Here is a 25,419-nt window from a genome sequence, read left to right as displayed (position 1 = left end):
CCGGGGGTCAGTCGGGGCAGTTGGGCAGCGTGGAGTACTGCACCTGGTCCTGGCGGATCCGGATGCCCGGCACCCACATCCGCTTGCCGTCCTTGGCGACGCGGAACCACATGCTGCTGTGCCCGCCCGCCTCGTCGGTCACCGTGACGCCGTTGGCGATGCGGCAGTCGGCGCGCAGCACATCGCCGTGCCAGGCCCGGCCCGTGATGTTCGACGGGCGGTAGGCCTGGTACGGATCCCCGGCCAGGCCCAGGGAGCACTCGCGGACGCGCTTGTGCTGACAGGTCTTCTCGGCGTTGTAGACGGTGATCCGGGCGTTGCCCAGGGGCGAGGAGCCCGCCGCGCCGCCCGGGGACGAGTCGCCGTCGGACGACCGTAAGGCGATCACTCCGGCCGTGGCCCCGCCGATGACGACGACCGTGCCCACCGCCGCGAGCGTGAGCCGCAGCCGGCGCCGGGACGGCCGGTCCGCCGCGGACCTCTCCCGGGCCTCCTCCGGGGTCGGCGAAGGAGCGCCGGACGCCGTCGGTCCGTCGGCGGCTTCGATGCCGGCGGCTTCGATGGTGGCCTCGGCCTCGGTGGCCCGGTGCAGCAGGGTGACCAGCTCGGGCAGCCGGTCCTCGGCGGTGAAGGAGAGCTTGCCCCACTGGATCAGGAGCCGCTCGTCGGGCAGGCTCTGGCCGCGCAGATAGCGGGAGAGGGAGGACCGGCTCGCGGGCAGCCGTCCCTCCAGTTCCTTGAGGCTGAGTCCCAGTTCGCCGTGCATCCGGCGCAGTGCGGTCACGAATTCCCGTACCGGGCCGGAGAGTTCCTCGGGAAGCGGGGCGAGTGGCTTTCGTCGTGGGTTCTCTGGGCGATTCGGATGCGCTGGCACGTACACCATTGCAGCACGTGGATCATGAACATGCCGAGCGACACGTCCACACCCCCGAGGTGGACGTGCCGCTCGTTACGGGAACCGGGTCGCCGAACGCGTCAGTCCGTGAACTTCAGCGGCCGGTAGGGCTTGTACTCGCTGCCCGGCTCCAGTCCATAGCGACGGGTCGCGTGATCCGTCCCGAAGTCGCCGCGCTGCTCGTAGGAGGTGTACGAGGTGTGGGCGGCGTCGTTCCACTTCTCGAACATCACGACGTGCCGGGTGTTGTTGTTCCCCGAGGCGTCGATCAGCAGGTCACCGGGCCGGAGGTCGTTGACGGCGATCGGCTTGGTGATGCTGGAGCCGGTGAGGCCCACGGTGTTGGTGCCGGGCGCCTGGAGGCCCAGCGCCATGGAGACATAGCCCGAGCAGTCCTGGCGGTAGCCGTCCTTCCAGACCTTGGCCTGGCTGTAGGGCACCCGGCCGCCGTTGTCGGCGGTCAGCCAGGTGGCGGCCCGCTGGAGTGCCTCGGCGCGGCTGCCGCCGGGCTGCGGCGGGCGCGGCGGCTCACCGCCGCCGTTCTGCACCGGGACGCCGGGGAGCGAGTCCTGCGGGATGTCCACCGCGACGACGGTCACGAAGCCGTTGACCGGCCCGGTGATATGGGCCATGTAGGTCGAGCAGGCCCCGTCCTCGCAGACCTTCTTCCCCGTGTTGACCTGGAAGTCGGCGGTGATGCGGTCCTGGCCCGGGGCGGTCTTGTTGAGCATGCCCACGGACGGGGAGCTGGTGTCGGCGGTCTGGTGGACCACCCAGCGGGTGCCCCAGGTGGGGAAGTCGGCGGTGGCCGCGGCCTTGGTGCCGAACTCGCCCGTGGTGGTCTTCAGTTTGAGCGCGGCGCCCCCGCCCTTGTCCGAGCTCTTGGCCGAGGTGTCGCGGCTCGTCGCGCCCTTCTCGGCGACCTTCCCCGCCTTCTCCGCCTTGTTGGTGTCATGGCCCGCGGTGTCGTCCCCGCCCGAGCAGCCGACGAGCCCGGTGGCGCCGATGCCCGCCGCGGCGATCGCGGGGAGCACCTTTCGCAGGAGGGTCCGGCGGTCGCGGCCGATGGAGTGCGTCATGTCTGGATTCCCCCTAGGTGAGGGCGCCGATGGGATGTCGGCACCGCTCGGTCCAGGCCGCGGCGGCGGTCCGCCGCGGCGACGGGAACCACTCTGGGCCGCGCGGCGGGGCATTCCGGGGGTTGAGCCGTCCTTTGGGACGTCCCATCCGGACCCACCCCTGACGACCTGCCAAAACGCCCACGGAGACGGCCAGGTGCGGGACGGGGGAGGCCGTGCCGTGGGACATGACGAGACGGCCCCCGCCGGAGCGGGGGCCGTCCGGGGCAGGTAGCCGGGGGGAGGCGGCTACCTGTCCGGCTGGGTGGCTCGGAGTCGAGCGGTCACCGGAGCGGAAGGGTGGTGGCGGTCACCGGATGGTGGCGATCACCAGAGCAGGGCGTCGGAGGCGTCGCTCTGCCAGTAGCCGACCTCCGCCCCGCGGCCGACCTCCACCGAGTCGCCGGGGAGGTCGACGGCGCGGCGGCTGTCCTCGCCGGGGAGGGAGACGGTGAGCCCGGTGGCCTTACGGCCGTCGGCCGGGTCGTCCGCCGCGGAGGTGGTCAGGCCCGCGAAGCCGCTCTCGCCGGGGGCCAGCGTGACGACCGTCTGGGGCCGGGTGTCCGCGGTCTCCGGCACGGCCGGGCGCGCGTCGTCGAACCGCACCGCGGGGAAGCCGGTGAGACGGCAGGTCGTGCCGGACTGGTTGGTGATCTCCAGCAGGAGGTGGTTGGCCGGGCGGGGGACGGAGGTGACGCCCACCGACATCGTGTCGAGGCGGCAGACCCCGGCCTTCCCCTCGGCGCCGCTCTCGGTCCGCAGACCGCCCTGGGCCCCGGCGTCGGCCCCGCCCGCCGCCGTGTCCCGCGCGGCCCGCTGGGCGCCGTCCTGGAGGCCGTCCTCGTGGGCGGCGGGGACGGCGGGGACGGCCGGGGCGATGCTCTCCGCCGCGCCGGCCGTCCGCACGCCGGACGCGTCGGCGGTGCCGCACGCCGCGAGGGTGATGCCCGCGGCGACGACCGTCAGTCCGGCCGCGACCGAGCGCAGGGTGCCGGTGCGGTGGGCGAGGCGAGCGGTGGTGAGCGGCATGGCGGGTCTCCCCTCAGCGGGCGTTAGGGCGTTTTCCGGTACGGCTCAAGCCTGTCCGGACCGGCTGCCGTTCGGCTGGTGAACGGCTGCCGCCCGCTAACGCCTCGCTAACGCCCCGCTGTTCGCCGCTGCTCAGCCCCCTTGTGACGGCCCGCCAGGGGATCCGCCAGGGGAGGGTCCGCCGGAAGCTCCGCCGGACGTCCCGCCCGGGGGCTCGCGGTCGCTGCCGTCGCCCTGGGCGAAGAGCTTCACCAGGTCGCTCATCACGTAGCGGTTGGTGGCCTCCTCGTCCAGCAGGTGCATCTCCGCCAGCCGCTCCAGGGAGTCCTGGATCAGCTCGGGGTCCGCGCCCGACAGCGCGGCCGCCTCGGCGGTGTTGACCTCCCGCGCGAAACCGGCGCCCAGGGCCCGCAGCAGCTGTGCGTCGTCCGCCGAGAGCCGGGCCACCGAGTTGCGCAGCGCGGCGGCCACTCCGGTGTCCTCCGCCGACAGCAGCGCGAGCCGGCGGCGCTCGTCGCGCAGCGCGGTGGCCAGCCGGGCCAGCCGCCAGCGGGGCCGGGCCATCAGCTGGGCGGAGGCGGCGCGCAGCGCCAGCGGCAGCCCGTCGCACAGGGCCACCAGCTCCCGCGCGGCCTCCGGGTCCTCGGCGACCCGGGCGGGCCCCAGCAGCGCGCCCAGCAGGCCCACCCCGTCCTCGGGGCCGAGGGCGTGCAGCCGTACCGGGCGGGCGGCGTCGGTGGCGATCAGCCCGTCCAGCCTGCTGCGGCTGGTGACCAGCGTGGCGCAGTGGGGGCCGCCGGGCAGCAGTGGGCGCACCTGGGCGGAGCTGCCCGCGTTGTCCAGCACCACCAGCAGCCTGCGGCGGGCGGCCAGCGAGCGGTACAGCGCGGACGCGGCCTCGGGCGAGGTGGGGATCTGCTCGGCCGGGGTGCCGAGGGCCAGCAGGAACTCGCGCAGCACCTCGGCGGGCACCACCGCCTCGCCGCCGCTGAAGCCGCGCAGATCCGCGAAGAGCCGTCCGTCGGGGAAGGCGGCGGCCTGGGCATGGCCCCAGTGGACGGCCAGACCGGTCTTGCCGACCCCGGCGGGCCCGCTGAGCAGCGCGATACCGCCTTCCTGGGGGTAGCCGCCGGAACCGCCCGCGGCGCCGCCCTGGGCCGGTTCGGCGGTGCCCAGGGTCAGCCGGGTGAGCTCGGCCAGCTCCGCGCCCCGGCCGTGGAAGCCCGCCGGGGGCCGGGGGAGCAGCTCGGGTACGGGCGCCGGGGCCGAGGCGGCCGCGGACTGCTGCGGGGTGGCCGCCGCCGACTGTGCGCCCGGCTGCCCCGCGCCGCCCGGCTGCTGCCCGGCTGCGTCGGCGCCGCCACGCGGTCCGTCCGCCATGGGGGCCGCCCGCAGGATCTCCTGGTAGGCGGCGCTCAGCCGCTGGCCCGGGTCGACCCCCAGGTCGTCGTCGAGCAGCTGCCGGGTGCGGTGGAACCAGGCGATCGCGTCGGACTGCCGTCCGGAGCGGTACAGCGCCAGCATCAGGGCGGCGATCAGCCCCTCGCGCAGCGGGTTGGCGACGGCGGCGGGGTGCAGGGCGCGCACCGCCTGCTCATGCTCGCCCAGGCCCTCGTGGGCCCGCGCCAGGGCCTCCACGGCGCTCAGCCGCCGCTCCTCCAGGGCGTGCGCGGCCGCCGCGAACGGCGGGCTGGCCACGGTCCCGGTGAGCGCCGGGCCGCGCCACAGGCCGAGCGCCTGCCGGAGCAGCTGGACGGCCTCACCGGGGGCGGACTCCGGGCTGGCCTGGGCGGTCAGCTGGTCGAAGCGCTGGGTGTCGATCAGGGATTCGGGGATGCGCAGCAGATATGCGGAGCTGTGGGTGGCCAGCTCGACGCCGTGGTCCTCGGCGCCGCCCTCGGCCAGGGCCGCACGGAGCCGGGAGACATGGCCCTGGATGACGGTCCGGGCGTGGGCGGGCGGCTCGTCCTCCCACAGACTGGATATCAACTGCTCCACGGACACCGTCGCGTTGGGCCGCAGCAGCAGCATCGCCAGGACGCTGCGCCGTTTGGCGGGTCCCAGCGGAAGCTCGACGGGTGCTGCTTGCGGGCCCGCGGTGACGGTTACCGGGCCCAGCAGGGAGAAGTCCAACTCAAGCCCCCAGAAAGGCGTTCAGTGCCTTGGCCAGCAGCCGCGGGTCCTGTGCTCCGCACAGCTCCCGGGCCGAGTGCATGGACAGGATCGCGATGCCGATGTCGACGGTGGCGATGCCGTGCCGGGCGGCGGTGATCGGTCCGATCGTGGTGCCGCACGGCATCGAGTTGTGCGAGACGAAGCTCTGCCAGGGGACGCCGGCGCGCTCGCAGGCGGCGGCGAAGACGGCTCTCCCGGCGCCGTCGGTGGCATATCTCTGGTTGACGTTCACCTTCAGGATCGGGCCGCCGTTGGGCCGCGGGTGGTGGCCCGGCTCATGGCGCTCGGCGTAGTTGGGGTGGACGGCGTGGCCGGTGTCGGAGGACAGGCAGACGGTGCCCGCGAAGGCCCGCGCCCGCTCCTCGTACCCCCCGCCGCGGGCGAAGACCGAGCGCTCCAGCACCGTGCCGAGCAGCGGGCCGTCGGCGCCGGTGTCGGACTGGCTGCCGTTCTCCTCGTGGTCGAAGGCGGCCAGCACGGGGATGTACGGCAGTTCCTGCTGGGCGGCGGCGATGAGCGCGGCCGTACCGGCGTGCACGGAGACAAGGTTGTCCATCCGGGGCCCGGCGACCAGCTCGCGGTCCCGGCCGAGGTAGGCGGGCGGCTCGACGCTGTGGGTCATCAGGTCCCAGCCGGCGATCTCCTCGGCCGCGACCCCGGTCTCCTCGGCGACGAAGCGGATCAGGTCGCCCTCCTCGACGCCGCCGAGCCCCCAGACGGGCGTCATATGGCGCTGTTTGTCGAGCTTGAGGCCTTCGGTGTTGACCGATCTGTCGAGGTGCACGGCGAGCTGGGGGACGCGCATCAACGGCCGGTCGACGGTGACGAGGTGGTGGGAGCCGTCCCTGAGGGTGATCCGGCCGGAGAGCCCGAGGTCGCGGTCGAGCCAGGTGTTGAGCAGCGCCCCGCCGTAGATCTCGACGGCGATCTGCCGCCAGCCGTGCGCACCGGTGTCGGGAATGGGCTTCACGCGCAAATTGGGAGAGTCGGTGTGAGCGCCCACAATCCGGTACGGAGTGGCGGCCTCCGCCCCCTCGGGGACGTACCAGGCGATGATCGCGCCACCGCGCAGCACGAACCGTCCACCGGCCGCCCCGTCCCAGGACGCGGTCTCCTCGATCCGACGGAACCCGGCCTTCTCCAGCCGCTCTGCGGCGCTCGCCACGGCGTGGTACGGCGAGGGGCTGGCGCGGAGGAAGGACATCAGGTCATCGGTGTGGCCGCGGTCGATGCCGGGTTGTGCGCTCATGTGCTCAGCATAGATTCGCCGCGGGCCGGCCCGCCCTGGTACGGGAGCGGCAGCCATCCGTGGGGCCACGTTGATCCAATCTGATGAAAGCACGTCAGCTAAGGCGAGAAGTCAGGCGAATCGGTCGATATTCCTCGTGATCAAGCAACGTCGCACTGAGTCGTAACTCGAGGGGATACCGGATGCGCGTTCTTCGACACCTGCTTGTCGTCCTGGGGTCGCTGCTGCTGCTGTGTGCCGGCGGACCGGCCATGGCCAAGCCCGTCACGGACTTCGCCGCGGGGCTGGCCCCGGTGGCCTCCCCGGAGCCGGTGGCGGCGCCCTCACCCGGCCCGCGGCCGGGAGGCGGCGGGGACGGCGAGGGCAAGGGTCACCCTCCCTGTCCCAGCACGAACCGCATCGGGGGGACCAACACCGCACCGAATCCTCCGCTCGACCGCTACTACAAGGGCGACTGGCGGCTCGGACCCGCTCAGCTCCCCCGCTACGGCGCGATCGGGCGCATGCTCGAAGACTATGAACGGCTCGACCACTTCTCCACCGCCTCCTCGTTCCTCAACTGTTACTGGAATGAGCAGACCAACGGCTGGTGGTACCCCTACCCCGACGGCTGGGTCCTGCTCAACGGATCGCCCCTGCACACCACGGTCCAGCTGAAAGTCGGTCAGAAGGTCGACTTGTTCGGGAGCGGTTTCGGCCACTTCCTGGCCCCGGCGGGCACGCCCTACTCGGAGCGCGCGCTGCCGCCCAGCAATCTCAACACCCTCGATCCGGCGTATCCGTACGGCTATCACCTCTACGAGGTCACTGAACCCTTCCTGGTCGAGGGCGGTCCCATCCGGCCCTGGTTCGGCCAACCCGGTTTCGGACTGCAGTATCTGACCGGGCCCTCGATCCCCCAACTCGTCGCGGCCGGTAATCTCCGCCCGCTCAACTGAGGGCGGATCCTGGACCGGTGGACAGAACGGAACTCGTCCGGACCCTCCGCGACGAGCAGGTGCCGGAGGCGCTGTACGACATCCCGGGCGTGCAGGACATCCCGGTGCAGCCGGACGCGTACTACTATCTGCGGCCCGCGCCGGACGGCGGCTGGGAGACCGGCCTGCGGGAGCGGTCCCTGGACCGGGACACCAGCCGGTTCGCCACCGAGGACGAGGCGTGCCGGGATCTGCTGGAGAAGCTGAGGGCCCGCCCGCGCCCGCCGGAGGGTGGGGGCGAGTCGATCGACGAGCTCCTCGCACAGGGCGAGGAGCTCAGGCGGTGGGCCCGCGAGGAGGTCGAACGGGCGCTGCGGGAGCGGCGGTCCGAGGACGAGCGGTGACGAGGCGCGGTGACGACGCGGTGACGAGGCGCGGTGACGAGGTGCGGTGACGAGGCGCGGTGACGAGGTGCGATGACGACGAGCGGTGACGACGTGAGTGCGCACAGCCCAGGGGGCCGGCCGCCCCGCTGGAGGATGGGACGGCCGGCCCCCGGACGCTGTGAGGGAAGCCGCTAGAACGCGGCCTCGTCCAGGTCCATCAGCCCCTTGTCGACCGACTCGGCCAGCGAGCGCTGCACCGAGACGCCCGGCAGCACCTCGTGGGCGAAGAACTTCGCGACGGCGATCTTTCCCTCGTAGAAGGACCGGTCCTTGGTGGAGGCCGTGCCCAGCTTCTCGGCGGCCACGGCCGCGCCCTTGAGCAGCAGGTAACCGATGATCACGTCACCGGAGGCCAGCAGCAGCCGGGTCGAGTTGAGGCCGACCTTGTAGATCGAGCTGACGTCCTGCTCGGTGGCGGCCAGGTCGGTGAGCATCGCGCCGACGATCGCCTCCAGGTCCACCGCGGCCTGGGCGAGCTGATCGCGGGCGGCCTCCAGGCCCTCGCCCCCGGCGGCCTCGGCCAGGAACTTCTTGATCTCCTCCGAGACTACGGTCAGCGCCTGGCCCTGGTCCCGGACGATCTTGCGGAAGAAGTAGTCCTGGCCCTGGATGGCGGTGGTGCCCTCGTACAGGGTGTCGATCTTGGCGTCCCGGATGTACTGCTCCAGCGGGTACTCCTGGAGGTAGCCGGAGCCGCCGATGGTCTGCAGGGACTGCGCCAGCTGCTCGTACGCCTTCTCCGAGCCGTAGCCCTTGACGATGGGCAGCAGCAGGTCGTTGAGGCGGTTCACGGCGGAGGTGTCCTCGCCCGCGGCCTCCTTGATCAGGATCTCGTCCTGGACCGAGGCGGTGTAGAGCACCAGCGCGCGCAGGCCCTCCGCGTACGCCTTCTGCGTCATCAGCGAGCGGCGCACATCCGGGTGGTGGGTGATGGACACCCGCGGGGCGGTCTTGTCGGTGAAGGCCGCCAGGTCCGGGCCCTGCACCCGCTCCTTGGCGTACTCCAGCGCGTTGAGGTAGCCGGTGGAGAGGGTGGCCATGGCCTTGGTGCCGACCATCATCCGGGCGAACTCGATGATCTTGAACATCTGGCGGATGCCGTCGTGCTTCTCGCCCAGCAGCCAGCCCTTGGCCGGGTGGTCGGCGCCGAAGGTCAGCTCACAGGTGTTGGAGACCCGCAGACCCATCTTGTGCTCGACATTGGTGGCGTACACGCCGTTGCGCGTCCCGAGCTCACCGGTCTCCCAGTCGAAGTCGTACTTGGGGACGACGAACAGCGACAGGCCCTTGGTGCCGGGACCCGCGCCCTCGCGGCGGGCCAGCACGAAGTGGATGATGTTGTCCGAGAGGTCGTGCTCACCGGAGGTGATGAACCGCTTCACACCCTCGATGTGCCAGCTGCCGTCCTCCTGCTGGGTCGCCTTGGTGCGGCCCGCGCCGACGTCGGAACCGGCGTCCGGCTCGGTGAGCACCATGGTGGAGCCCCACTGCTTGTCCACCATCAGCTGCGCGATCTTCAGCTGCTCCTCGGTGCCCTCGTCGTGCAGCACCCCCGCGAAGGCCGGGCCCGAGGCGTACATCCAGATCGGGGCGTTCGAGCCGAGGATGGTCTCGGCCGAGCCCCACAGCAGCGAGCGGGGGCAGGCGGTGCCGCCGAGCGACTCCGGGACGCCCAGCCGCCACCACTCGGCCTCCATGTAGGCCCGGTAGCTCTTCTTGAACGGCTCGGGAAGCGGTGCCGTGTGGGTCTTGGGGTCGTAGACGGGCGGGTTCCGGTCGGAGTCGGCGTAGCTTTCGGCCAGCTCGTGCTCGGAGAGCCGGGATATCTCGGCAAGCACGCTCTTGGCGGTGTCGACGTCCATCTCCGCGAACGGGCCGGTGCCGTACACCGTGTCGCGCCCGAGCACCTCGAAGAGGTTGAACTCGATGTCGCGGAGATTCGACTTGTAGTGCCCCATGGCGACGGCTCCGTAAGGATCGGGAGGCCAGGACCTCTGCGTTGACGCGTATCAGATCAGCTGATGCCATGATGCTACCCGTGGGTAATAAAGGGCAACCCTCAACCGGGTAACTGTGACTCAGTACGCTTCTGCGCATGTACGGCTACGACCAGAACGCGAGCGCAGGGCAGGGCTACGCCGCCCCGCCACCTCCGCCGCAACAGCAGCCGCATGCGTCACATCACGCGGCGGGTGCGGGGTACGGCCAGCAGCCGCTCTACCCCGAGCCCTCCCCGCCGTCGCTCGCCGACGCGGTGCGGGCCTTCACCACCGGATCGATGTCGGCCGAGGACTTCCAGCAGATCTTCGCCGGATCGAAGGTCTACTGCCCGCGCGGTGACAACCCCGGCTTCCTGGCGCTGCACAACACCCAGCAGCCGGTGATCCCCATGTTCACCTCGCTCAAGGAGTTGCGGAGGTATGCGGGCAAGGAGTCCAAGTACTTCGTGATCACCGGCGCCGAGGTGATCGACCTGCTGCCCACCGGCTATGGCTTCGTCCTCGACATGGAGGGCGAGCACCGGATCGTCTTCGACGCGAAGGCGGTGGAGCAGATGGTGGACTTCGCCATGCGCCGTATGTACGGCTAGATCCGCATACGTCCGAAAGGCGCCGTTCGTCTCGTAAGGCGCTCGGGTGGAAATAAAGGCCCTCTTGCGGGTCGTTCAGCGTTCAATTAAGTTGAATGGTGAACGACCGAGGAGGCCGTCATGCCCGCAGTGACCGTAGAGAACCCGCTGACCCTGCCGCGCGTCGCGGCACCCGCCGAGGCACGGCAGCGCCCCGTGCTCGCCGTCACCACCGCTCCCAGCGGTTTCGAAGGTGAGGGCTTCCCGGTGCGGCGCGCCTTCGCGGGCATCGACTACAAGCACCTGGACCCGTTCATCATGATGGACCAGATGGGCGAGGTGGAGTACGCGCCGGGCGAGCCCAAGGGCACCCCCTGGCACCCCCACCGCGGCTTCGAGACCGTCACCTACATCATCGACGGCATCTTCGACCACCAGGACTCGCAGGGCGGTGGCGGCACGATCACCAACGGTGACACCCAGTGGATGACGGCCGGCTCCGGGCTCCTCCACATCGAGGCCCCGCCGGAGTCCCTGGTGATGTCGGGCGGCCTCTTCCACGGCCTCCAGCTGTGGGTGAACCTGCCGAAGAAGGACAAGATGATGCCGCCGCGCTACCAGGACATCCGCGGTGGCCAGGTCCAGCTGCTGAGCTCCCCCGACGGCGGCGCGCTGCTGCGCGTCATAGCCGGTGACCTGGACGGTCACGCCGGTCCCGGGATCACGCACACCCCGATCACCATGGTGCACGCCACGCTTGCTCCGGGCGCGGAGATCACCCTGCCGTGGCGCGAGGACTTCAATGGCCTCGCGTATGTGCTCGCGGGCCGCGGTGCGGCCGGCGCCGAGCGGCGTCCGGTCCACCTGGGCCAGACCGCCGTCTTCGGAGCCGGTTCCTCGCTGACCGTGCGCGCGGACGAGAACCAGGACTCCCATACGCCGGACCTGGAGGTCGTCCTCCTCGGTGGCCGGCCGATCCGTGAGCCCATGGCGCACTACGGGCCGTTCGTGATGAACACCAGGGCGGAGCTTCAGCAGGCGTTCGAGGACTTCCAGAAGGGTCGTCTGGGGACGATTCCGGCGGTGCACGGGATGTCCGAGGACGGAATGTAGGGCTCGCCGGGACCGCATGCGTCCGCCCGCCCGCGCTGCGACAGCGCGGGCGGGCGGATCACCCATCTTTGAGCGGTGTCTCAGTGTTGCCTGGCGCGACGCTTCCGGAACGCGAACGTGGCTGCCGCGCCCGTACCGACCAGCAGCGCGCTGAGAGAGATGATTCTCAGTAGTTCGGAACCCGTGTTGGCCAGCGAACCGCCGCCTCCGCCGGTCCCCGAGCCTCCGCCAGTCCCGGAGCCTCCGCCGGACTGGGGGCCCGGGTCGTTGGGCGGCTCAGAGGTCGGCGGTTCCGACGACGGAGTGGGCGTCGGCGTAGGAGTCGGCGGTTCCTCCTTGGGGATGTACACGCCGGCGTCGATCGTGTGATCGACCTCGCCCGGCTTGTCCGGCGCCGTGACGGGTGCCTGCCCGCTGCACGGCTGCCCGGTCTTCGGCGGGGTCACATTGGAGTCATGTGCCCGGTTGTCACCGGCCCGCGGGAGCGTGAACCGCAGTTCGGTGGCCTCCGGCTGAGTCGGCACCTTGCCGGTGTCCGCGGTACACACATCGAACTGCACCGTGTATTTGGCACCCGGCTTGAGCTCGTAGGCGGCGCCGACCCCACCGAAGTAGTACTCGCCGGCGGCATCGGTCTTGGTCGTGGCGACCTGCTTGCCGTCGGCGTCCAACAGGTTGATCGTCGCGTCCGGCAGCGGCACTTCGTTGGCACCCTCGGGATCCTGGATCCCATTGTGGTCGCCGTCGAACCACACCCGGTTGCCGATCTGGATCGGTGCGTTCGCCGCCTCGTAGGCGATATCGCCGAGCCCACCGGCCTTACCGAACCCGCTCTGTTCCTGACTGACGAACTGGTACGCGTTGGCGGCCGGAGCGTTGCCCGGACCCGCACCGGTCGCGACGTTGTGGTAACCGGTCCCGGAGGTCGCGACGTTGACGGTCGGGTCGAATTCCGTGCTGACGACCCACTGCTGCTGCGGAATGTAGGCCACCGACCCCAGCGCGGTTTCCAGGTGCGCGCCGCGGAAGAAGTCGCCCGGGAAGTACTCGACGACATCGTTGGCCTGGCCGCCATTGGTGGCGGGGGTGGCGTGGTTGGGGCAGCTTCCGGTGCCTTCCCACTCGTATCCACCGGTGGGAGTGGCACAGGCCATGTTGATGTCGCCGCCGGCCATGCCGTTTTCCGGGGTGTTGTCGTTCGGCCTCGGGTCCAGTCCACCCCAGCTCACGATGTCCATGAACCGGTCGCGGAAACCGAGGATCATCGAACCGTCGCGGGTGAAGGCGAGGGAGGCGAGCTCCGGCTGCGGATCGATGAAGACGTTGCCCACCTTCCGCTCGTCCCACGTGGCCAGGGAGGTGTTCCACGGGTTCCAGTGGGTGGCCTGGACGACGTTGTCGGAACCGAAGACAGCGCCGCGCTTGGCGGTGAGCGGCTGGGTCAGCACGGTGTCGAACTGTTCGCCGTCGTAGGTGTAGACGACGGCCTTCAGGTCTTCGCGCTTCTGTGTGCTCTCCGCGCTGCACACGCCACCGATGTAGAGCTTGTTGTCGTGGACCTGAAGACCGGACGGCCGCCAGTCGCCGGGGCTCGCGCAGCCCGGGTCCGGGATGCGCACCGTCGCTTCGGGTGCGGACGCCGTGGTACCGGTCGCGTCGAAGCTGACCAGGCGCCGGGTCAGCAGGTTCACCGCGTACAGCGTCGAGCCGTCCTCCGACAGGGCCAGGCCGCCGATGCTCTCCTTCCCCGGTGCGTTGGTGAACCCGGCGTCCTTGTTCATGTTGGAGGCGTCATGCGGTGTCACCGTGGCGCCCGGCACCTTCGCGAACAGGGTCGGCGCCCCACCGTCGGTCGGCGTGGTGTAGATCGCGTTACCGCCGTCCGGCCCGTACGGGGTGTACCGCCGGGCGAACGCGCCCTGGAACACCCGCTTCTGGTACTTGTCGTAGGCCAGCGCGAACGTCGTGCCCACCTGGGCCTGCGTGTTGAGCGTGGTCGGGCACGCCGTGTCGCCAGGACACGTACCTCGTTTGTCCGTCCCGAACGCCACCAGTGCCCGGGTGTCCCGCGCGTCGGCAGTATTCTGGATCGGTACGAAATACCGCGAGTCCGGCAGCGCGTAATCGGCCGGGTCCCAGACCCCGGTAATGACCGAGTCGTCCTTGCCGTCCGACACATCCACGAACGTCGTGAAGCTGTCGAAGTGGTTTTTGGCCGTCGAGGCCGGCGCCGCCCGCAGATACTTGTCGTACGGCGCCGGGATGGTGACGTCGACGCGGTACTGGCCGCCGGTCAGCTCGGTCGACTTCGAGACCACCACCTTTCCGGTGGCATCCGTGGTGCCGGCGACCCGATGGCCGGCGGGGTCCGATACCTCGACCTTCATGCCCCGCTGCGGCACGTCCATGGTCGAGTTGATCACGCCGGTGCCGAAGAAATCCCGCAGCACTTGAATTGTCAGGGTTCCGTCGCCGGTCGAAGCGGTGGCGGTCCCAGCCGTCGCGCCCATGGCGCTGCCCAAAAGCACGGAAACGCATAGGCCCACTCGTGCCAGTGGACCCGTACGCTTCCCGGCTGTCCGGCGTAACCTTCCACATACTCTTCGCACAGCCATCACACTCCCCTCGTGATGTGAACCGAACACCCGTTTCCAGCCGTGCATCCGCTTCTCGGTCCCGGGTGAGACTTCGGCCATGAAAAGGGCCCACCGCTGTTTCGGTGGGCCCGGTCGTTCTTGGTCGTCCTGGCGGATGCAGCGAATTCAGGGACTCGGGAGTGCCATTCCCAGACCAGTCGCACTCGGCCTCGCTTCCCACGCGGAAACAGCACAAGAGTCTGAATAGTCATCCTGAACCGCTCCACCAGCAGCGATACTGTAGCGGGTGTGACCCAAGATCGGGGGGAGAGCAGGGAATGAATAAGCGGAACGTGTTAGCAATGCGCCGCGTGCGGAGTATGACAATCAAGAAAGGTCTCGCGCGGCGCATGGCCGGTCGGCGCCGATGGCCGCGGCCACGGTGGGTGGTGGCCGTGATCGGCGGTGTGGCCGTCGCGGTGGCCACGTTCCTGTTCGTCGGCAGCGGCTCCGCCCCCACCGGTCCAAGGGAATTGACCTCGGATCAGGCGAGCCGGCTCGCGGTCACGCGGTTCCTCAACTACCAGGCGGGCGGGCGCGCCATGACGATCAACGTGCCGGGCACCGCCGGTGGGCTGAGCATCACCGGCTCCATCGACTACCGCCGCGAGATCGGTTACGGCGCGGTGCACGGCACCGGGCGCGATACGTCCAGCGACGGGCTGATCCAGTGGACGGCCACCACCGTGTCCGTCCACCCGATGGCGAACGCCCCGGCAAAGGCACCGGCACGGCCGCCGGAGTCGGGCTGGTCCAGCCGTCCGCTGCAGAAGTACGGCAGTTCGCTGGACAGTTCGCTGGCCATCGCGCTGAAGCTCGGCAGCGACCGGCCGGACAATGCCGAACTACTGCCGCAGAACGGCGCCGCCTGGGTTGGACAGGACCGGTTGGACGGCCATCGGGTGGACATCATGACCGGGCCTACCGCCCGTGCCACGCCCGGTACGGCGGGGACGGGTGACGTGCGCTACTGGATCGGCTCGGACGGCACCATGTACCGGGTGCGCGTCGGCGTGGCTTCCGCATCGCGGCCGGTGGTCATCGATTTCGACACCCAGAAGTACGTTCCGGTCCGGCCGGTGCCGGGAGTCGCCCCGGCGCGATAGCCGCCCCTCAGGACGTCAGCACCCGCGCGCCCGCGGCGAGCAGTGACGCCGACGGCAGCCGGAAGCCCGCCGTGTCCGGCAGCGCCGGAACGGCCGGAACGGCGGTGGCGCCCGTGCTGGTGGCCTTCGGGAACTGCGGCTGTCGCTTGGGCGCCGCCACATCGGTGAACGGGATACCGCCGGGTGCCGTCGGCTTGGCCCAGGTGCCGGACGGCGAGGCCGACCGGGCGGGACGCGGGCAGGACGCGGTTGTCGCGAGCCGGGCGGGCACCGTCGTGCGCAGATCATTGCCGCGCAGGCAGTTGCCCCGTCCCTTCGTGGCGGTGGGGAACGTCCAGCCGACGTCAACCTTGTTCGCGGTGAAGGTGTTGTCCAGGATCCGGTTGCCGTCCGGCTTCATGTCAGCGGTCGCGGTGATCATCAGCCCGGCGTTGCTGTTGTCGGCGATTCGGTTGCGGACGAACTGGTTGTCGCCGCCGCCGTCGACGCCGATGCCGATGCCCCACCCGCCGTCGGCCTGTTCGGGGGTGGCCGCCTGCTGGTTGGCCGCGATCAGATTGCCCGCGATGACGGCGTCCCGCTGTGGGAGCAGCTTCTCCTGGTGGTCGGAGTTGGTGGTGAGCCCGACCCGGTTGCCGACCAGGCGGTTGCCGACCACGTACATGTCGCCGCCGGCATTGGTGCCCTCGTAACCGACCGCGTTGAGTTCGGCGATGTTGTCCCGCACCACGATGCGACAGGGCTTGCACTGTCCGACGTAGATCCCCGAGTCGGCCGAGCCCGACGTGTACGAGTGCTCGATGACACCGTTCTGCGCGGAGAACGCGTAGATGCCGTACAGCCCGTTGCGGGTCGCGGTCACATGGGAGACCAGGAACGATTTCAGGAAGGTGACGGGCTCGTCGCCGGTGTCGTAGCCGCCGGACTGCCCCGGCGCTCCGGCGGCCGCCTTCGCCGAGCCGGTGACCAGGACCCCGTTCTGTGTGTTGTTCTGCACGGTCAGGTTCTCCACGGCCACCCCGGGAGCGGCGACGACGATGCCGTTCGGCTGCCGTAACCGCCCGTCGATGACGACCTTGTCCCGGGACTCGCCGCGAAGGGTGATGCGGTCCGTGGATATCTTCACCGACTCGTGATACTTGCCCGGCGCGACCAGCACGAGATCGCCTGGCCGGGCCAGGGACACCGCGGCCGAGATCGTCGGGGCGTCGCCCGGCACGTTGATCGTCACATGCGCACCGGACGGCCGTCGGCCCTGGTCCGGCCCGTTGTCGTCCCCGCCGCAGCCGACCAGTACGGGTGTCAGTGTGCCGAGTACCGCGGCCATGAGACGAAGACGGAGACGAGGCATGGCCTCATCCTGGCACGTGCGCCGACGGGGTCGCAGGCGCCGGAATGGATATGGCACAGTTCACGCTGTGCGCCAAGCCGACTCCCGCCCGTCACGCCGCACGTTTCTCGGTGCCACCGGCACGGTGACCGCCGTCGGCCTCTCCGCCGGGTGCCAATCGAGTTCCGCCCCGCCGGACCGGGACGATGCCCCCGCGCCGACCCCGCCGGTCTCACCGACGGGCCGGTACCAGGCGGGCATCACGCTTCCGCAACCGGCCCAGCGGAACCTGCTGGCCGTGGTGGCCGACCTCGTTGACGTCCGTGCCGCGGCTGTCCGTCCGCTGCTGGCCGAACTCGGCGAGGTCATCCGCACCCTCACCGCGGGGACCGACGCACGGCTGATGGGCCTGGAGCCGGGCGATCTGACCGTGACGGTCGGGGTGGGCCCCCGGCTGGTGCGCGAGGTCGATCCCGCCCTGCCCGGCGCGAAGGACCTCCCACGGTTCTCCCGCGAGCGGATCGCCTCCCGGGCACGCGGCGGCGACCTGCTGATACAGATCTGCGCCGGCGACGCCTTGGTGGTACCGGTCGTGGCCGCCGCGCTTCTGGAGCGGGCCGGTGACCGGATACGCGAACGCTGGCGGCAGTCCGGAGTCCGCGGTGCGAACGTGCCGGTGGCCGAGGGCCGTGCCGCGCCACGAAACCTCTTCGGTTTCGTCGACGGCATCGTGGGCCCCCACACCAAGGCCGAACAACGACGCCACCTGTGGTTGGCCGGACCGGCTCGAGTCGCCGACGGCACCCTCGCCGTACTACGGCGCATGGAGCTCGACCTGCCCCGGTTCGCCAAGCTGTCCGTCGCCGAACAGGAAGCGGTCTTCGGCCGGCGCCGGGCCACTGGTGTGCCCCTCTCCGGTGGCACCATCGCCTCGGGCCCGGACCTCGGCGCCAAGACTCCGGACGGGCGCTATCTCGTCCCGGTGGACGCCCACGCCCGCAGGGCGCACTCCAACGCGGTCGGCGTCGGCCTTATGCTCCGTCGCTCCTACAGCATCGACGGACCCGCCCCGGGCCTGCTCTTCATAAGCTTCCAGAACGACATAAGGACCTTCACCAACACCCTCACCAGCATGGACAATTCCGATGCCCTGCTGGAGTTCACGACCACGACCGCCAGTGCGACCTTCCTGATACTTTCCGGATTCGACGAACAAGACCGGCTGGGTTCCCGGCTCTTCCGCTGAAGCGCTCCGCTGGAAGTGCACTGACCTGCCGTCGCTCGTCCGCGGCGCCGTCGTGGCTGGGACTTCAGCGCGGCCGCTCAGGCCCCGTCCTCCGGCCCCGCCTCGTACAGCTCGTACCAGATGCATTTGCCGTCGCCGCGCGGATCCACCCCCCAGTTGTCGGCCAGCAGCTCCATCAGCAGCAGCCCGCGCCCGGAGGAGGCCAGCTCGCCCGGACGGCGGCGGTGCGGCAGCTCGTCGCTGCTGTCGGCGACGTCAAGCCGCAGCCGCCGGGTCCCGTGCCGCCCGCTGACCTCGGCCACCAGCAGGGCGTCCCCGTCCGTGTGCACCAGTACGTTGGTGACCATCTCGGAGAGCATCAGCACGGCCGACTCCACCTGGTCCGGGTCGGCCCAGTCGTGCAGCATGTCGCGCAGCTGCTGCCGGGCGCCCGCTATCCGCTCCGGCTCGGCCTGCGCGACCGTGACCGCCGTACGCCGCACCGGCGCCGAACCGGGCCCGACCAGGCACAACTCCGCCTCCCGGCGGATCAGCAGCAGCGCTATGTCGTCCTCGCGCCGGTCCGCGAGCGGACCGGTGGTGTGGTGGGAGGGCGGCCCGTGCACCGCCTGTACGAGGGAGTCGGCCAGGATCTCGAGGTCGTCCGAGTCGAGCCCTCCGGAGCCGGCGTCCGGGGCGGCGGGCCGCTCGAAGACCTCCCGGATCCGCTCCCAGCCGGTCTCCAGATCGTGCCCGCCGGTCTCGATCAGCCCGTCGGTGCACATCAGCAGCGTCTCGCCGGGCTCCAGCACCACCCGGGTGGTCGGATAGTCGGTGTCCGGGTCGATGCCCAGCGGCAGCCCGCCCGCCGTGGGCCGGAGCATCATCGTGCCGTCGGCCAGCCGGACCGCCGGGTCGGGGTGGCCCGCGCGGGCGATGTCCAGGGTCCCCGCCACCGGGTCCACCTCCATGTAGAGGCAGGTGGCGAACCTCGGGTCGTAGCGGCCGTCCGGGCCCTCGGGCTCGGCAAGACCGGCCAGGAAGCGGGAGGCGCGGGAGAGCACCGCGTCGGGGTGGTGGCCCTCGGAGGCGTACGCCCGGACCGCGATCCTCAGCTGCCCCATGATCCCGGCGGCCCGCACATCGTGGCCCTGCACATCGCCGATCACCAGCGCGGTGCGCCCCGAGGGCAGCCCGATCACGTCGTACCAGTCGCCGCCGACCTGGAGTCCGCCGCCGGTCGGCACATAGCGCGCGGCCACCGTCAGCCCCGGGATGTCGGGCTTGCTGGCGGGCAGCATCGAGCGCTGGAGCCCGTCCGCCAGCTCCCGCTCGGTCTCCTGGAGCGCGGTGCGGGACAGCGCCTGGGCCAGCATCCGGGCGATCGTGGTCAGCACCGAGCGCTCATCGGGCGAGAACGACACCGGATGGGCGAATCCGGCCATCCACGCGCCGATGGTGCGGCCCGCGACGATCAGCGGCAGAAACGCCCAGGACCGGCGGATGCGGGGGCGGCCGGGCGACCACGCGGCCGGAAACCGGCCGCGGTACTCCTCCGGTGTGGGCAGATAGACCGCCCGGCCGGTGCGCACCACCTCCGCCGCCGGATGGTCGGTGCTCAGCGCGATGTCGTGGAGGGGACGGTCGGTGCCCGCCCGCGGCCCGTGGTGGCCGATCACCGAGATCCGCTCGCCCTCGACGCCGAAGACCGCGAGCCCGTCCGGGGAGAAGCCCGGCATCGACAGCCCCGCCGCCACCCGCAGCACCTCGGCGGTGGACATCGCCTCCGCCAGCGCCCGCCCCGCGTCCAGCAGGAACGCCTCGCGGTTGCGGCGCCAGTCGCCGGTGATCGGCGGGCCGCCGGCCGAGGTGCCCGGCAGCGGGTCGGGGACCTCCTGGAGGGTGCCGAGCAGGTAGTAGCCGTCGTCGCTGCCGCCCCGCGCTATCGGCCGGGAGCGGGTGCGCACGGTCCGCAGTACGGTGCCCTTCTCGTCCACGATGCGCAGCCGGGCCTCGGCCAGGGTGCCCTCGGCCACCGCGAGCTGGACTATCGCCTTGACCTCCAGCCAGTCCGCGGGGTGGAAGCAGGCGCGGGCGGCGGCCTCGGGGAGGGTGACGGCCTCGGCGGGGAGGCCCACCAGCCGGGCGGCCTCCGCGTCATAGGTGACGGCGCCCGAGACACTGTCCCAGCGCCATAGGCCGGTCGCTATGGCGGCCAGCAAGTCCTCGGTGCGCATTGCGCTACCTTATGGGGATTTGCCAACCGCTTACCAGTGAGGGTCGCGGCGCCGGTAGGCTTGGCCGGAAGCTTCCCGAGGGTACGTACGCCTCCCGCTCGACACGACTTGGATGAATGATGCATCGGTACCGGTCCCACACGTGTGGTCAGCTCCGCGCCGCTGACGTCGGCACCGACGTCCGGCTCTCCGGATGGCTCCACAATCGACGGAACCTGGGCGGCATCCTCTTCATCGATCTCCGCGACCACTATGGCCTGATCCAGCTGGTGGTGCGCCCCGACACCCCCGCCAACGAGGCCCTGAGCTCCATCAGCAAGGAGACCGTCGTCCGGGTGGACGGCCGGGTCATCGAGCGCGGCGCGGACAACGTCAACCCCGAGCTGCCGACCGGCGAGATCGAGGTCGAGGTCGCCGACGTCGAGGTGCTCGGCGCCGCCGAGCCGCTGCCCTTCACCGTCTTCCCCGAGGACGGGGTCGGCGAGGAGCGGCGGCTGGAGTACCGCTTCCTGGACCTGCGCCGCGAGCGCATGCACCGCAACATCATGCTGCGCTCCGCCGTCATCTCCGCCATCCGGCAGAAGATGACCGCGCAGGGCTTCAACGAGCTCGCGACCCCGATCCTGTCCGCCACCTCCCCCGAGGGCGCCCGGGACTTCCTGGTCCCCTCCCGGCTGCACGCGGGCAAGTTCTACGCGCTGCCGCAGGCCCCGCAGCAGTTCAAGCAGCTGCTGATGATCGCGGGCTTCGACCGCTACTTCCAGATCGCGCCCTGCTTCCGCGACGAGGACGCCCGCGCCGACCGCTCGCCCGGCGAGTTCTACCAGCTCGACGTCGAGATGAGCTTCGTCGAGCAGGAGGACGTCTTCGGCGTCATCGAGAAGGTCATGACCGAGCTCTTCGAGGAGTTCGGCGGCGGCCGCCATGTGACCTCGCCCTTCGTGCGGATCCCGTTCCGCGAGGCCATGCTCAAGTACGGCTCGGACAAGCCGGATCTGCGGGCCCAGCTGGAGCTGCGGGACGTCAGCCACATCTTCGAGGGCTCCGGCTTCAAGGCGTTCGCGGACAAGCATGTGCGCGCGCTGGCCGTGCCGGACACCGCCGAGCAGCCCCGGAAGTTCTTCGACCAGCTCGGTGAGTTCGCCGCTCTGCAGGGCGCCAAGGGGCTGGCCTGGGTCCGGATCGGCGAGGACTCCAAGCTGACCGGCCCGATCGCGAAGTTCCTCACCGAAGAGGACGTCGAGAAGCTGATCGCCGAGGTCGAGGGCAAGCCCGGCACGTCGATCTTCTTCGGCGCGGGGGACTTCGACGAGGTCTCCAAGATTATGGGCGCGGTGCGGGTCGAGGCCGCCAAGCGGGCCGGCCATTTCGTAGAGAACGTCTTCCGCTTCTGCTGGATCGTGGACTTCCCGATGTTCGAGCGGAATGAGGACACCGGGCAGATCGAGTTCTCCCACAACCCCTTCTCCATGCCGCAGGGCGGCCTGGAGGCGCTCGAGACCAAGGACCCGCTCGACATCCTGGCGTGGCAGTACGACATCGTCTGCAACGGTGTGGAGCTGTCCTCCGGCGCCATCCGGAACCACGAGCCGGACGTCATGTACAAGGCGTTCGAGATCGCGGGCTACTCCCGGGAAGAGGTCGAGCACGAATTCGGCGGCATGCTGCGCGCGTTCCACTTCGGCGCCCCGCCGCACGGCGGGATCGCCCCCGGCGTCGACCGCATCGTGATGCTGCTGGCCGATGAGCCCAACATCCGCGAGACCATCGCCTTCCCGCTCAACGGCAACGCCCAGGACCTGCTGATGGGCGCGCCCAGCGAGGTGGACGAGGCCCGGCTGCGCGAGCTGCACCTGTCGCTGCGCAAGCCGCCGCAGGTCAAGCAGGCCGAGAAGGCCGAGAAGGCTGAGAAGACGGGCGAGAAGGCCGAGAAGCCCGCAGAGTAGGCGGGGGCCGGACGAGACCCACAGGGCGGGGGCGTGCCGAACGGCGCGCCCCCGCCCTTCGCGTTGGGGGGATGGCCGAATGCCGCTCTTCGCACAGCCATTCACAGCCCGCGCCCATGGGGCTGCCAGGTTGCCTCCCTACTGTCCCGGCCCATGACCGAACAGCAGAGCAGCAACGGCCTCGAGCCGCAGCCCCAGCGGGACATGACGAGGCGGCGGGCCGTGGTGGCGGGCGGCGCGGCGGTCGCGGCGGCGGGCCTGGGAGCGGCCGTCGCCACCACCGCCTCGGCGGGCGAGACCTCCGCGTCCGCCTCCTCCGCCACCCCCTCGGCCGCCACGTCCTCGCCGTCCGGCGAGGTCTGTTACCGGCTCACCTCGGAGACCACCGAGGGGCCGTACTACATCGACGCCGACAAGATCAGAAAGGACATCACCGAGGGTAAGGAGGGCATTCCGATGACCCTCCGCCTCAAAGTGATCGACTCCGACAGCTGCAAACCCATGGCGAAGGCTGCCGTCGACATCTGGCACTGCGACGCGCTCGGGCTCTACTCGGGTTACGAGAGCTCCAGCAGCGGTGGCGGCGGCACCCCGCCGACCGGGACCCCGCCCACCGGCACCCCGCCCACCGACGCCCCGACGGGCGCTCCGACCGGTGCCCCGCCCGGTGGCGGCCACCAGGAGCCGACCGACGACAAGCGGTATCTGCGCGGCACCCAGCTGACCGACCGGCACGGTTTCGTCGAGTTCACCACGGTCTTCCCCGGCTGGTACCGGGGCCGCTGTGTGCACATCCACACCAAGGTGCACATCGGCGGCAAGCTCACGGACGACGGCTACGAGGGTGGCCACACCTGCCACACCGGTCAGCTCTTCTTCGCCGAGGAGGCGGTGCTCGACTCGGCGAAGGTGGCCCCGTACAACACCAGCACCACGCCGCGCACCACCCTCGACGAGGACGGGATCTACCCCGGCAACGGCGCACAGGGCGGGCTGCTGCACCTGAAGTACCGCAAGGGAAAGATCGAGAAGGGTGTCGTCGGCAGTCTCACGCTGGGGGTCGACCCCGACGCGACCCACGACGGCACGGATCTCTGACGCCCTGGGGTCCCCTGAAGCCCTGGGGTCACAGCCTCCGGTCCACGCCGCACGGTGTGCCCCGGTCCGCGCGGGCGGCCCGGTGCACGGCGCGCAGCAGCCGCTTCGGCGTGGTCCGGTGCTGCCATAAGACGGCTTGGACGCCGTACTCCATCACCGCCATCAGCTCCGTCTCCCGGAGCTCGCCCGCGATCAGTACCACCCGCTGCCGTCCGCCCCGCACCAGGCGGCGCAGCTCCGCCCCGGCGCGGTCGTCGAGGCGCTCGGCGAGCATCACGGCGACGGCGCCGCGGGGCTCGTCGCCGAACGGGCACGGCCGGTCGACCAGCTCGACGCTGGGCTGATGCTGCAGATGACGCACGACCCCGGCCCGGCTGAGCGGGTCGGGGCCGTGGACCGTCACCGTGACACGCGCGTCCGGCACTGTGTTCCTCGATTTCCCGGTGGCTATGGACTCCACAGGGTCTTCGAGGGGGCTAAACGAACGGTTGCCGCGCGATCAACACATGCGTGAGGGGCGTCTTGGGCCGAACCCCGCCACGCGGCGGAGCCGCTAAGCGGCGCCGTTCCCGTTCTGCTCATCGCCGCCGAAGCGCTGCCGGAAGGAGTCCAGATCCTCCTCGGTGATCTTCGCGAAGAGCACCGGGGGAACCGTGAAGGCCGTGCCCGCCGGGACCGACGCCAGCGCCTTCGCCTCCTCCTGGCCGACCCAGGCCGCGGTGTCCTCGCCCAGCGCGAACGCCGACCGCATGGCCCGCGCCGAGGCCGGGATGAACGGCTCGGAGACGATCGCGTAGAGGTGGATGAGGTTCATCGCCGTACGAAGGGTGAGGGCCGCGGCCTCCTGGTCGGTCTTGATCTCCAGCCAGGGGGCCTTCTCCTCCAGGTAGGAGTTGCCCGCGCTCCACAGGGCGCGCAGCGCCGCCGCGGCCTTGCGGAACTGGAGCGCGTCCATGTGCTCTTCGTACTCCGTCAGCAGCCGCGCGATCTCCTCGCCCAGGCGCTCCTCCGCCTCCCCGGCGGCCTTTCCGGCCGGGACCTCGTCGCCGAACCGCTTGCGGGAGAAGGAGAGCACGCGGTTGACGAAGTTGCCGAGGGTGTCGGCCAGGTCCTTGTTGACGGTGGCGGTGAAGTGCTCCCAGGTGAAGGAGGTGTCGTCGGACTCCGGGGCGTTCGCCATCAGGAAGTAGCGCCAGTAGTCGGCGGGCAGCACCTCGAGCGCGGCGTCGGTGAACACCCCGCGCTTGGCGGAGGTGGAGAACTTCCCGCCGTAGTACGTCAGCCAGTTGAACGCCTTGACGTAGTCGACCTTCTTCCAGACGTCCCGGGTGCCGAGGAGGGTGGCCGGGAACATCACCGTGTGGAACGGGACGTTGTCCTTGGCCATGAACTCCGTGTAGCGGACCGTCCGGTCCACGTCGTACCACCACGACTTCCAGTCGCGGTTCGCCGGGTCCTGGTCGGCCCACTCCTTCGTGGCTCCGATGTACTCGATCGGGGCGTCGAACCAGACGTAGAAGACCTTGCCCTCGGCCGCCAGCTCCGGCCAGGTGTCGGCCGGCACCGGCACGCCCCAGTCCAGGTCACGGGTGATCGCCCGGTCCTGAAGCCCCTCGTTCAGCCACTTGCGGGCGATCGAGGAGGCGAGCGTCGGCCAGTCCTTGCCGTGCTCGTCGACCCAGGCGGCGACCTCGTCCGCCAGCTTGGACTGGAGGAGGAAGAGGTGCTTGGTCTCCCGGACCTCCAGATCGCTGCTGCCGCTGATCGCGGAGCGGGCGTCGATCAGATCGGTCGGGTCGAGGACACGGGTGCAGTTCTCGCACTGGTCGCCGCGGGCCCGCTCGTAGCCGCAGTGCGGACAGGTGCCCTCGATGTAGCGGTCGGGGAGGAAGCGGCCGTCGGCGTTGGAGTACACCTGGCGGATCGAGCGCTCCTCGATGAAGCCGTGTCCCTTGAGCTCCCGTGCGATCGTCTGGGTGATCTGCACGTTCTGCGCGGAGGAGCTGCGGCCGAAGTAGTCGAAGGCGAGCCCGAAGCCGTCGTAGATCGCCTTCTGCGCCTCATGCTGCTGGGCGCAGAACTCGTCGACCGGCAGCCCGGCCTCCTTGGCGGCCAGCTCGGCGGGGGTGCCGTGCTCATCGGTGGCGCAGATGTAGAGGACGTCATGGCCGCGCTGGCGCATATAGCGGGAGTAGACGTCGGCCGGGAGCATGGACCCCACCATGTTGCCCAGGTGCTTGATCCCGTTGATGTAGGGAAGGGCGCTGGTGATGAGGTGTCGAGCCATTGCAGGCTGCTCCCGAGTCGATACGGTAAGTGACTTTTCGCTC

Annotated in this window: 19 protein-coding genes; 8 read left to right on the top strand and 11 right to left on the bottom strand. The window is 70.6% G+C overall.

The features are described from left to right. Positions 1-7: 7 nt before the first annotated feature. The 5 genes from J2Z30_RS34480 to J2Z30_RS34460 form a co-directional block, all read right to left on the bottom strand. Positions 8-784 (bottom strand): helix-turn-helix domain-containing protein, encoded by a 777-nt coding sequence (locus J2Z30_RS34480; RefSeq protein ID WP_308280196.1) that lies wholly within the window; start codon positions 782-784, stop codon positions 8-10. 191 nt (positions 785-975) lie between these two features. Then, the gene (locus J2Z30_RS34475; protein ID WP_044572457.1) at positions 976-1,974 is read right to left on the bottom strand and encodes an NlpC/P60 family protein; all 999 of its coding nucleotides are present in this window, start codon (positions 1,972-1,974) and stop codon (positions 976-978) included. 366 nt (positions 1,975-2,340) lie between these two features. Further along, the gene (locus J2Z30_RS34470) at positions 2,341-3,042 is read right to left on the bottom strand and encodes a DUF4232 domain-containing protein (protein ID WP_044572454.1); all 702 of its coding nucleotides are present in this window, start codon (positions 3,040-3,042) and stop codon (positions 2,341-2,343) included. Positions 3,043-3,174: 132 nt separating this feature from the next. Next, positions 3,175-5,175, bottom strand: a complete 2,001-nt coding sequence (locus J2Z30_RS34465; RefSeq protein WP_044572452.1) for an AfsR/SARP family transcriptional regulator — start codon at positions 5,173-5,175, stop codon at positions 3,175-3,177. Position 5,176: 1 nt separating this feature from the next. Beyond that, on the bottom strand, positions 5,177-6,466 hold the full coding sequence (locus J2Z30_RS34460) for a M18 family aminopeptidase (protein WP_044572450.1): 1,290 nt from the start codon (positions 6,464-6,466) through the stop codon (positions 5,177-5,179). A gap of 182 nt (positions 6,467-6,648) precedes the next feature. On the opposite strand from J2Z30_RS34460, the gene J2Z30_RS34455 reads away from it, so the two are divergent. Next, a complete protein-coding gene (locus tag J2Z30_RS34455; RefSeq protein ID WP_044572448.1) occupies positions 6,649-7,404 on the top strand; it encodes a TNT domain-containing protein in 756 nt (251 codons plus the stop codon). Between the two features lie 17 nt (positions 7,405-7,421). Next, the gene (locus J2Z30_RS34450; RefSeq protein WP_044572446.1) at positions 7,422-7,787 is read left to right on the top strand and encodes a hypothetical protein; all 366 of its coding nucleotides are present in this window, start codon (positions 7,422-7,424) and stop codon (positions 7,785-7,787) included. Positions 7,788-7,960: 173 nt separating this feature from the next. On the opposite strand, the gene J2Z30_RS34445 is transcribed toward J2Z30_RS34450, so the two are convergent. After that, the gene (locus tag J2Z30_RS34445) at positions 7,961-9,787 is read right to left on the bottom strand and encodes an acyl-CoA dehydrogenase (protein WP_044572442.1); all 1,827 of its coding nucleotides are present in this window, start codon (positions 9,785-9,787) and stop codon (positions 7,961-7,963) included. Between the two features lie 137 nt (positions 9,788-9,924). On the opposite strand from J2Z30_RS34445, the gene J2Z30_RS34440 reads away from it, so the two are divergent. Together J2Z30_RS34440 and J2Z30_RS34435 are read left to right on the top strand one after the other, a co-directional pair. Then, complete coding sequence (locus tag J2Z30_RS34440) at positions 9,925-10,419, top strand: SseB family protein (protein WP_020869891.1); 495 nt, start codon at positions 9,925-9,927, stop codon at positions 10,417-10,419. A gap of 120 nt (positions 10,420-10,539) precedes the next feature. Next, positions 10,540-11,511, top strand: a complete 972-nt coding sequence (locus tag J2Z30_RS34435; protein ID WP_044572439.1) for a pirin family protein — start codon at positions 10,540-10,542, stop codon at positions 11,509-11,511. Between the two features lie 80 nt (positions 11,512-11,591). On the opposite strand, the gene J2Z30_RS34430 is transcribed toward J2Z30_RS34435, so the two are convergent. Beyond that, the gene (locus J2Z30_RS34430; RefSeq protein ID WP_044572437.1) at positions 11,592-14,021 is read right to left on the bottom strand and encodes an SdrD B-like domain-containing protein; all 2,430 of its coding nucleotides are present in this window, start codon (positions 14,019-14,021) and stop codon (positions 11,592-11,594) included. Between the two features lie 545 nt (positions 14,022-14,566). Here J2Z30_RS34430 and J2Z30_RS34425 point away from each other — a divergent pair. Then, a complete protein-coding gene (locus J2Z30_RS34425) occupies positions 14,567-15,253 on the top strand; it encodes a hypothetical protein (RefSeq protein WP_044581671.1) in 687 nt (228 codons plus the stop codon). A gap of 7 nt (positions 15,254-15,260) precedes the next feature. Here the strand turns inward: J2Z30_RS34425 and J2Z30_RS34420 are convergent, their stop codons facing one another. Beyond that, on the bottom strand, positions 15,261-16,604 hold the full coding sequence (locus J2Z30_RS34420) for a right-handed parallel beta-helix repeat-containing protein (protein ID WP_209468947.1): 1,344 nt from the start codon (positions 16,602-16,604) through the stop codon (positions 15,261-15,263). Between the two features lie 67 nt (positions 16,605-16,671). Here J2Z30_RS34420 and J2Z30_RS34415 point away from each other — a divergent pair, with 67 nt between their 5' ends. Then, complete coding sequence (locus J2Z30_RS34415; protein WP_044572433.1) at positions 16,672-17,829, top strand: Dyp-type peroxidase; 1,158 nt, start codon at positions 16,672-16,674, stop codon at positions 17,827-17,829. A gap of 77 nt (positions 17,830-17,906) precedes the next feature. Here J2Z30_RS34415 and J2Z30_RS34410 read toward each other — a convergent pair whose 3' ends face one another. Next, positions 17,907-20,045: an ATP-binding SpoIIE family protein phosphatase gene (locus J2Z30_RS34410; protein WP_044572432.1), complete on the bottom strand. Its 2,139-nt coding sequence runs from the start codon at positions 20,043-20,045 to the stop codon at positions 17,907-17,909. A 119-nt stretch (positions 20,046-20,164) separates the two neighbouring features. Here J2Z30_RS34410 and aspS point away from each other — a divergent pair, with 119 nt between their 5' ends. Next, the gene (gene aspS, locus J2Z30_RS34405) at positions 20,165-21,991 is read left to right on the top strand and encodes an aspartate--tRNA ligase (RefSeq protein ID WP_044572429.1); all 1,827 of its coding nucleotides are present in this window, start codon (positions 20,165-20,167) and stop codon (positions 21,989-21,991) included. A gap of 153 nt (positions 21,992-22,144) precedes the next feature. Further along, the gene (locus tag J2Z30_RS34400; protein WP_044572427.1) at positions 22,145-23,089 is read left to right on the top strand and encodes an intradiol ring-cleavage dioxygenase; all 945 of its coding nucleotides are present in this window, start codon (positions 22,145-22,147) and stop codon (positions 23,087-23,089) included. A 28-nt stretch (positions 23,090-23,117) separates the two neighbouring features. Here the strand turns inward: J2Z30_RS34400 and J2Z30_RS34395 are convergent, their stop codons facing one another. Beyond that, a complete protein-coding gene (locus J2Z30_RS34395) occupies positions 23,118-23,513 on the bottom strand; it encodes a hypothetical protein (RefSeq protein ID WP_020869882.1) in 396 nt (131 codons plus the stop codon). 129 nt (positions 23,514-23,642) lie between these two features. Next, entirely contained in the window at positions 23,643-25,376 is a 1,734-nt protein-coding gene (gene metG / locus J2Z30_RS34390) for a methionine--tRNA ligase (protein ID WP_044572424.1), read from the bottom strand. Between the last annotated feature and the right edge of the window lie 43 nt (positions 25,377-25,419).

The sequence above is a fragment of the Streptomyces iranensis genome (assembly GCF_017874715.1).
GTDB lineage: Bacteria > Actinomycetota > Actinomycetes > Streptomycetales > Streptomycetaceae > Streptomyces > Streptomyces iranensis.
This window is presented reverse-complemented; position numbering and strand designations above follow the sequence as displayed.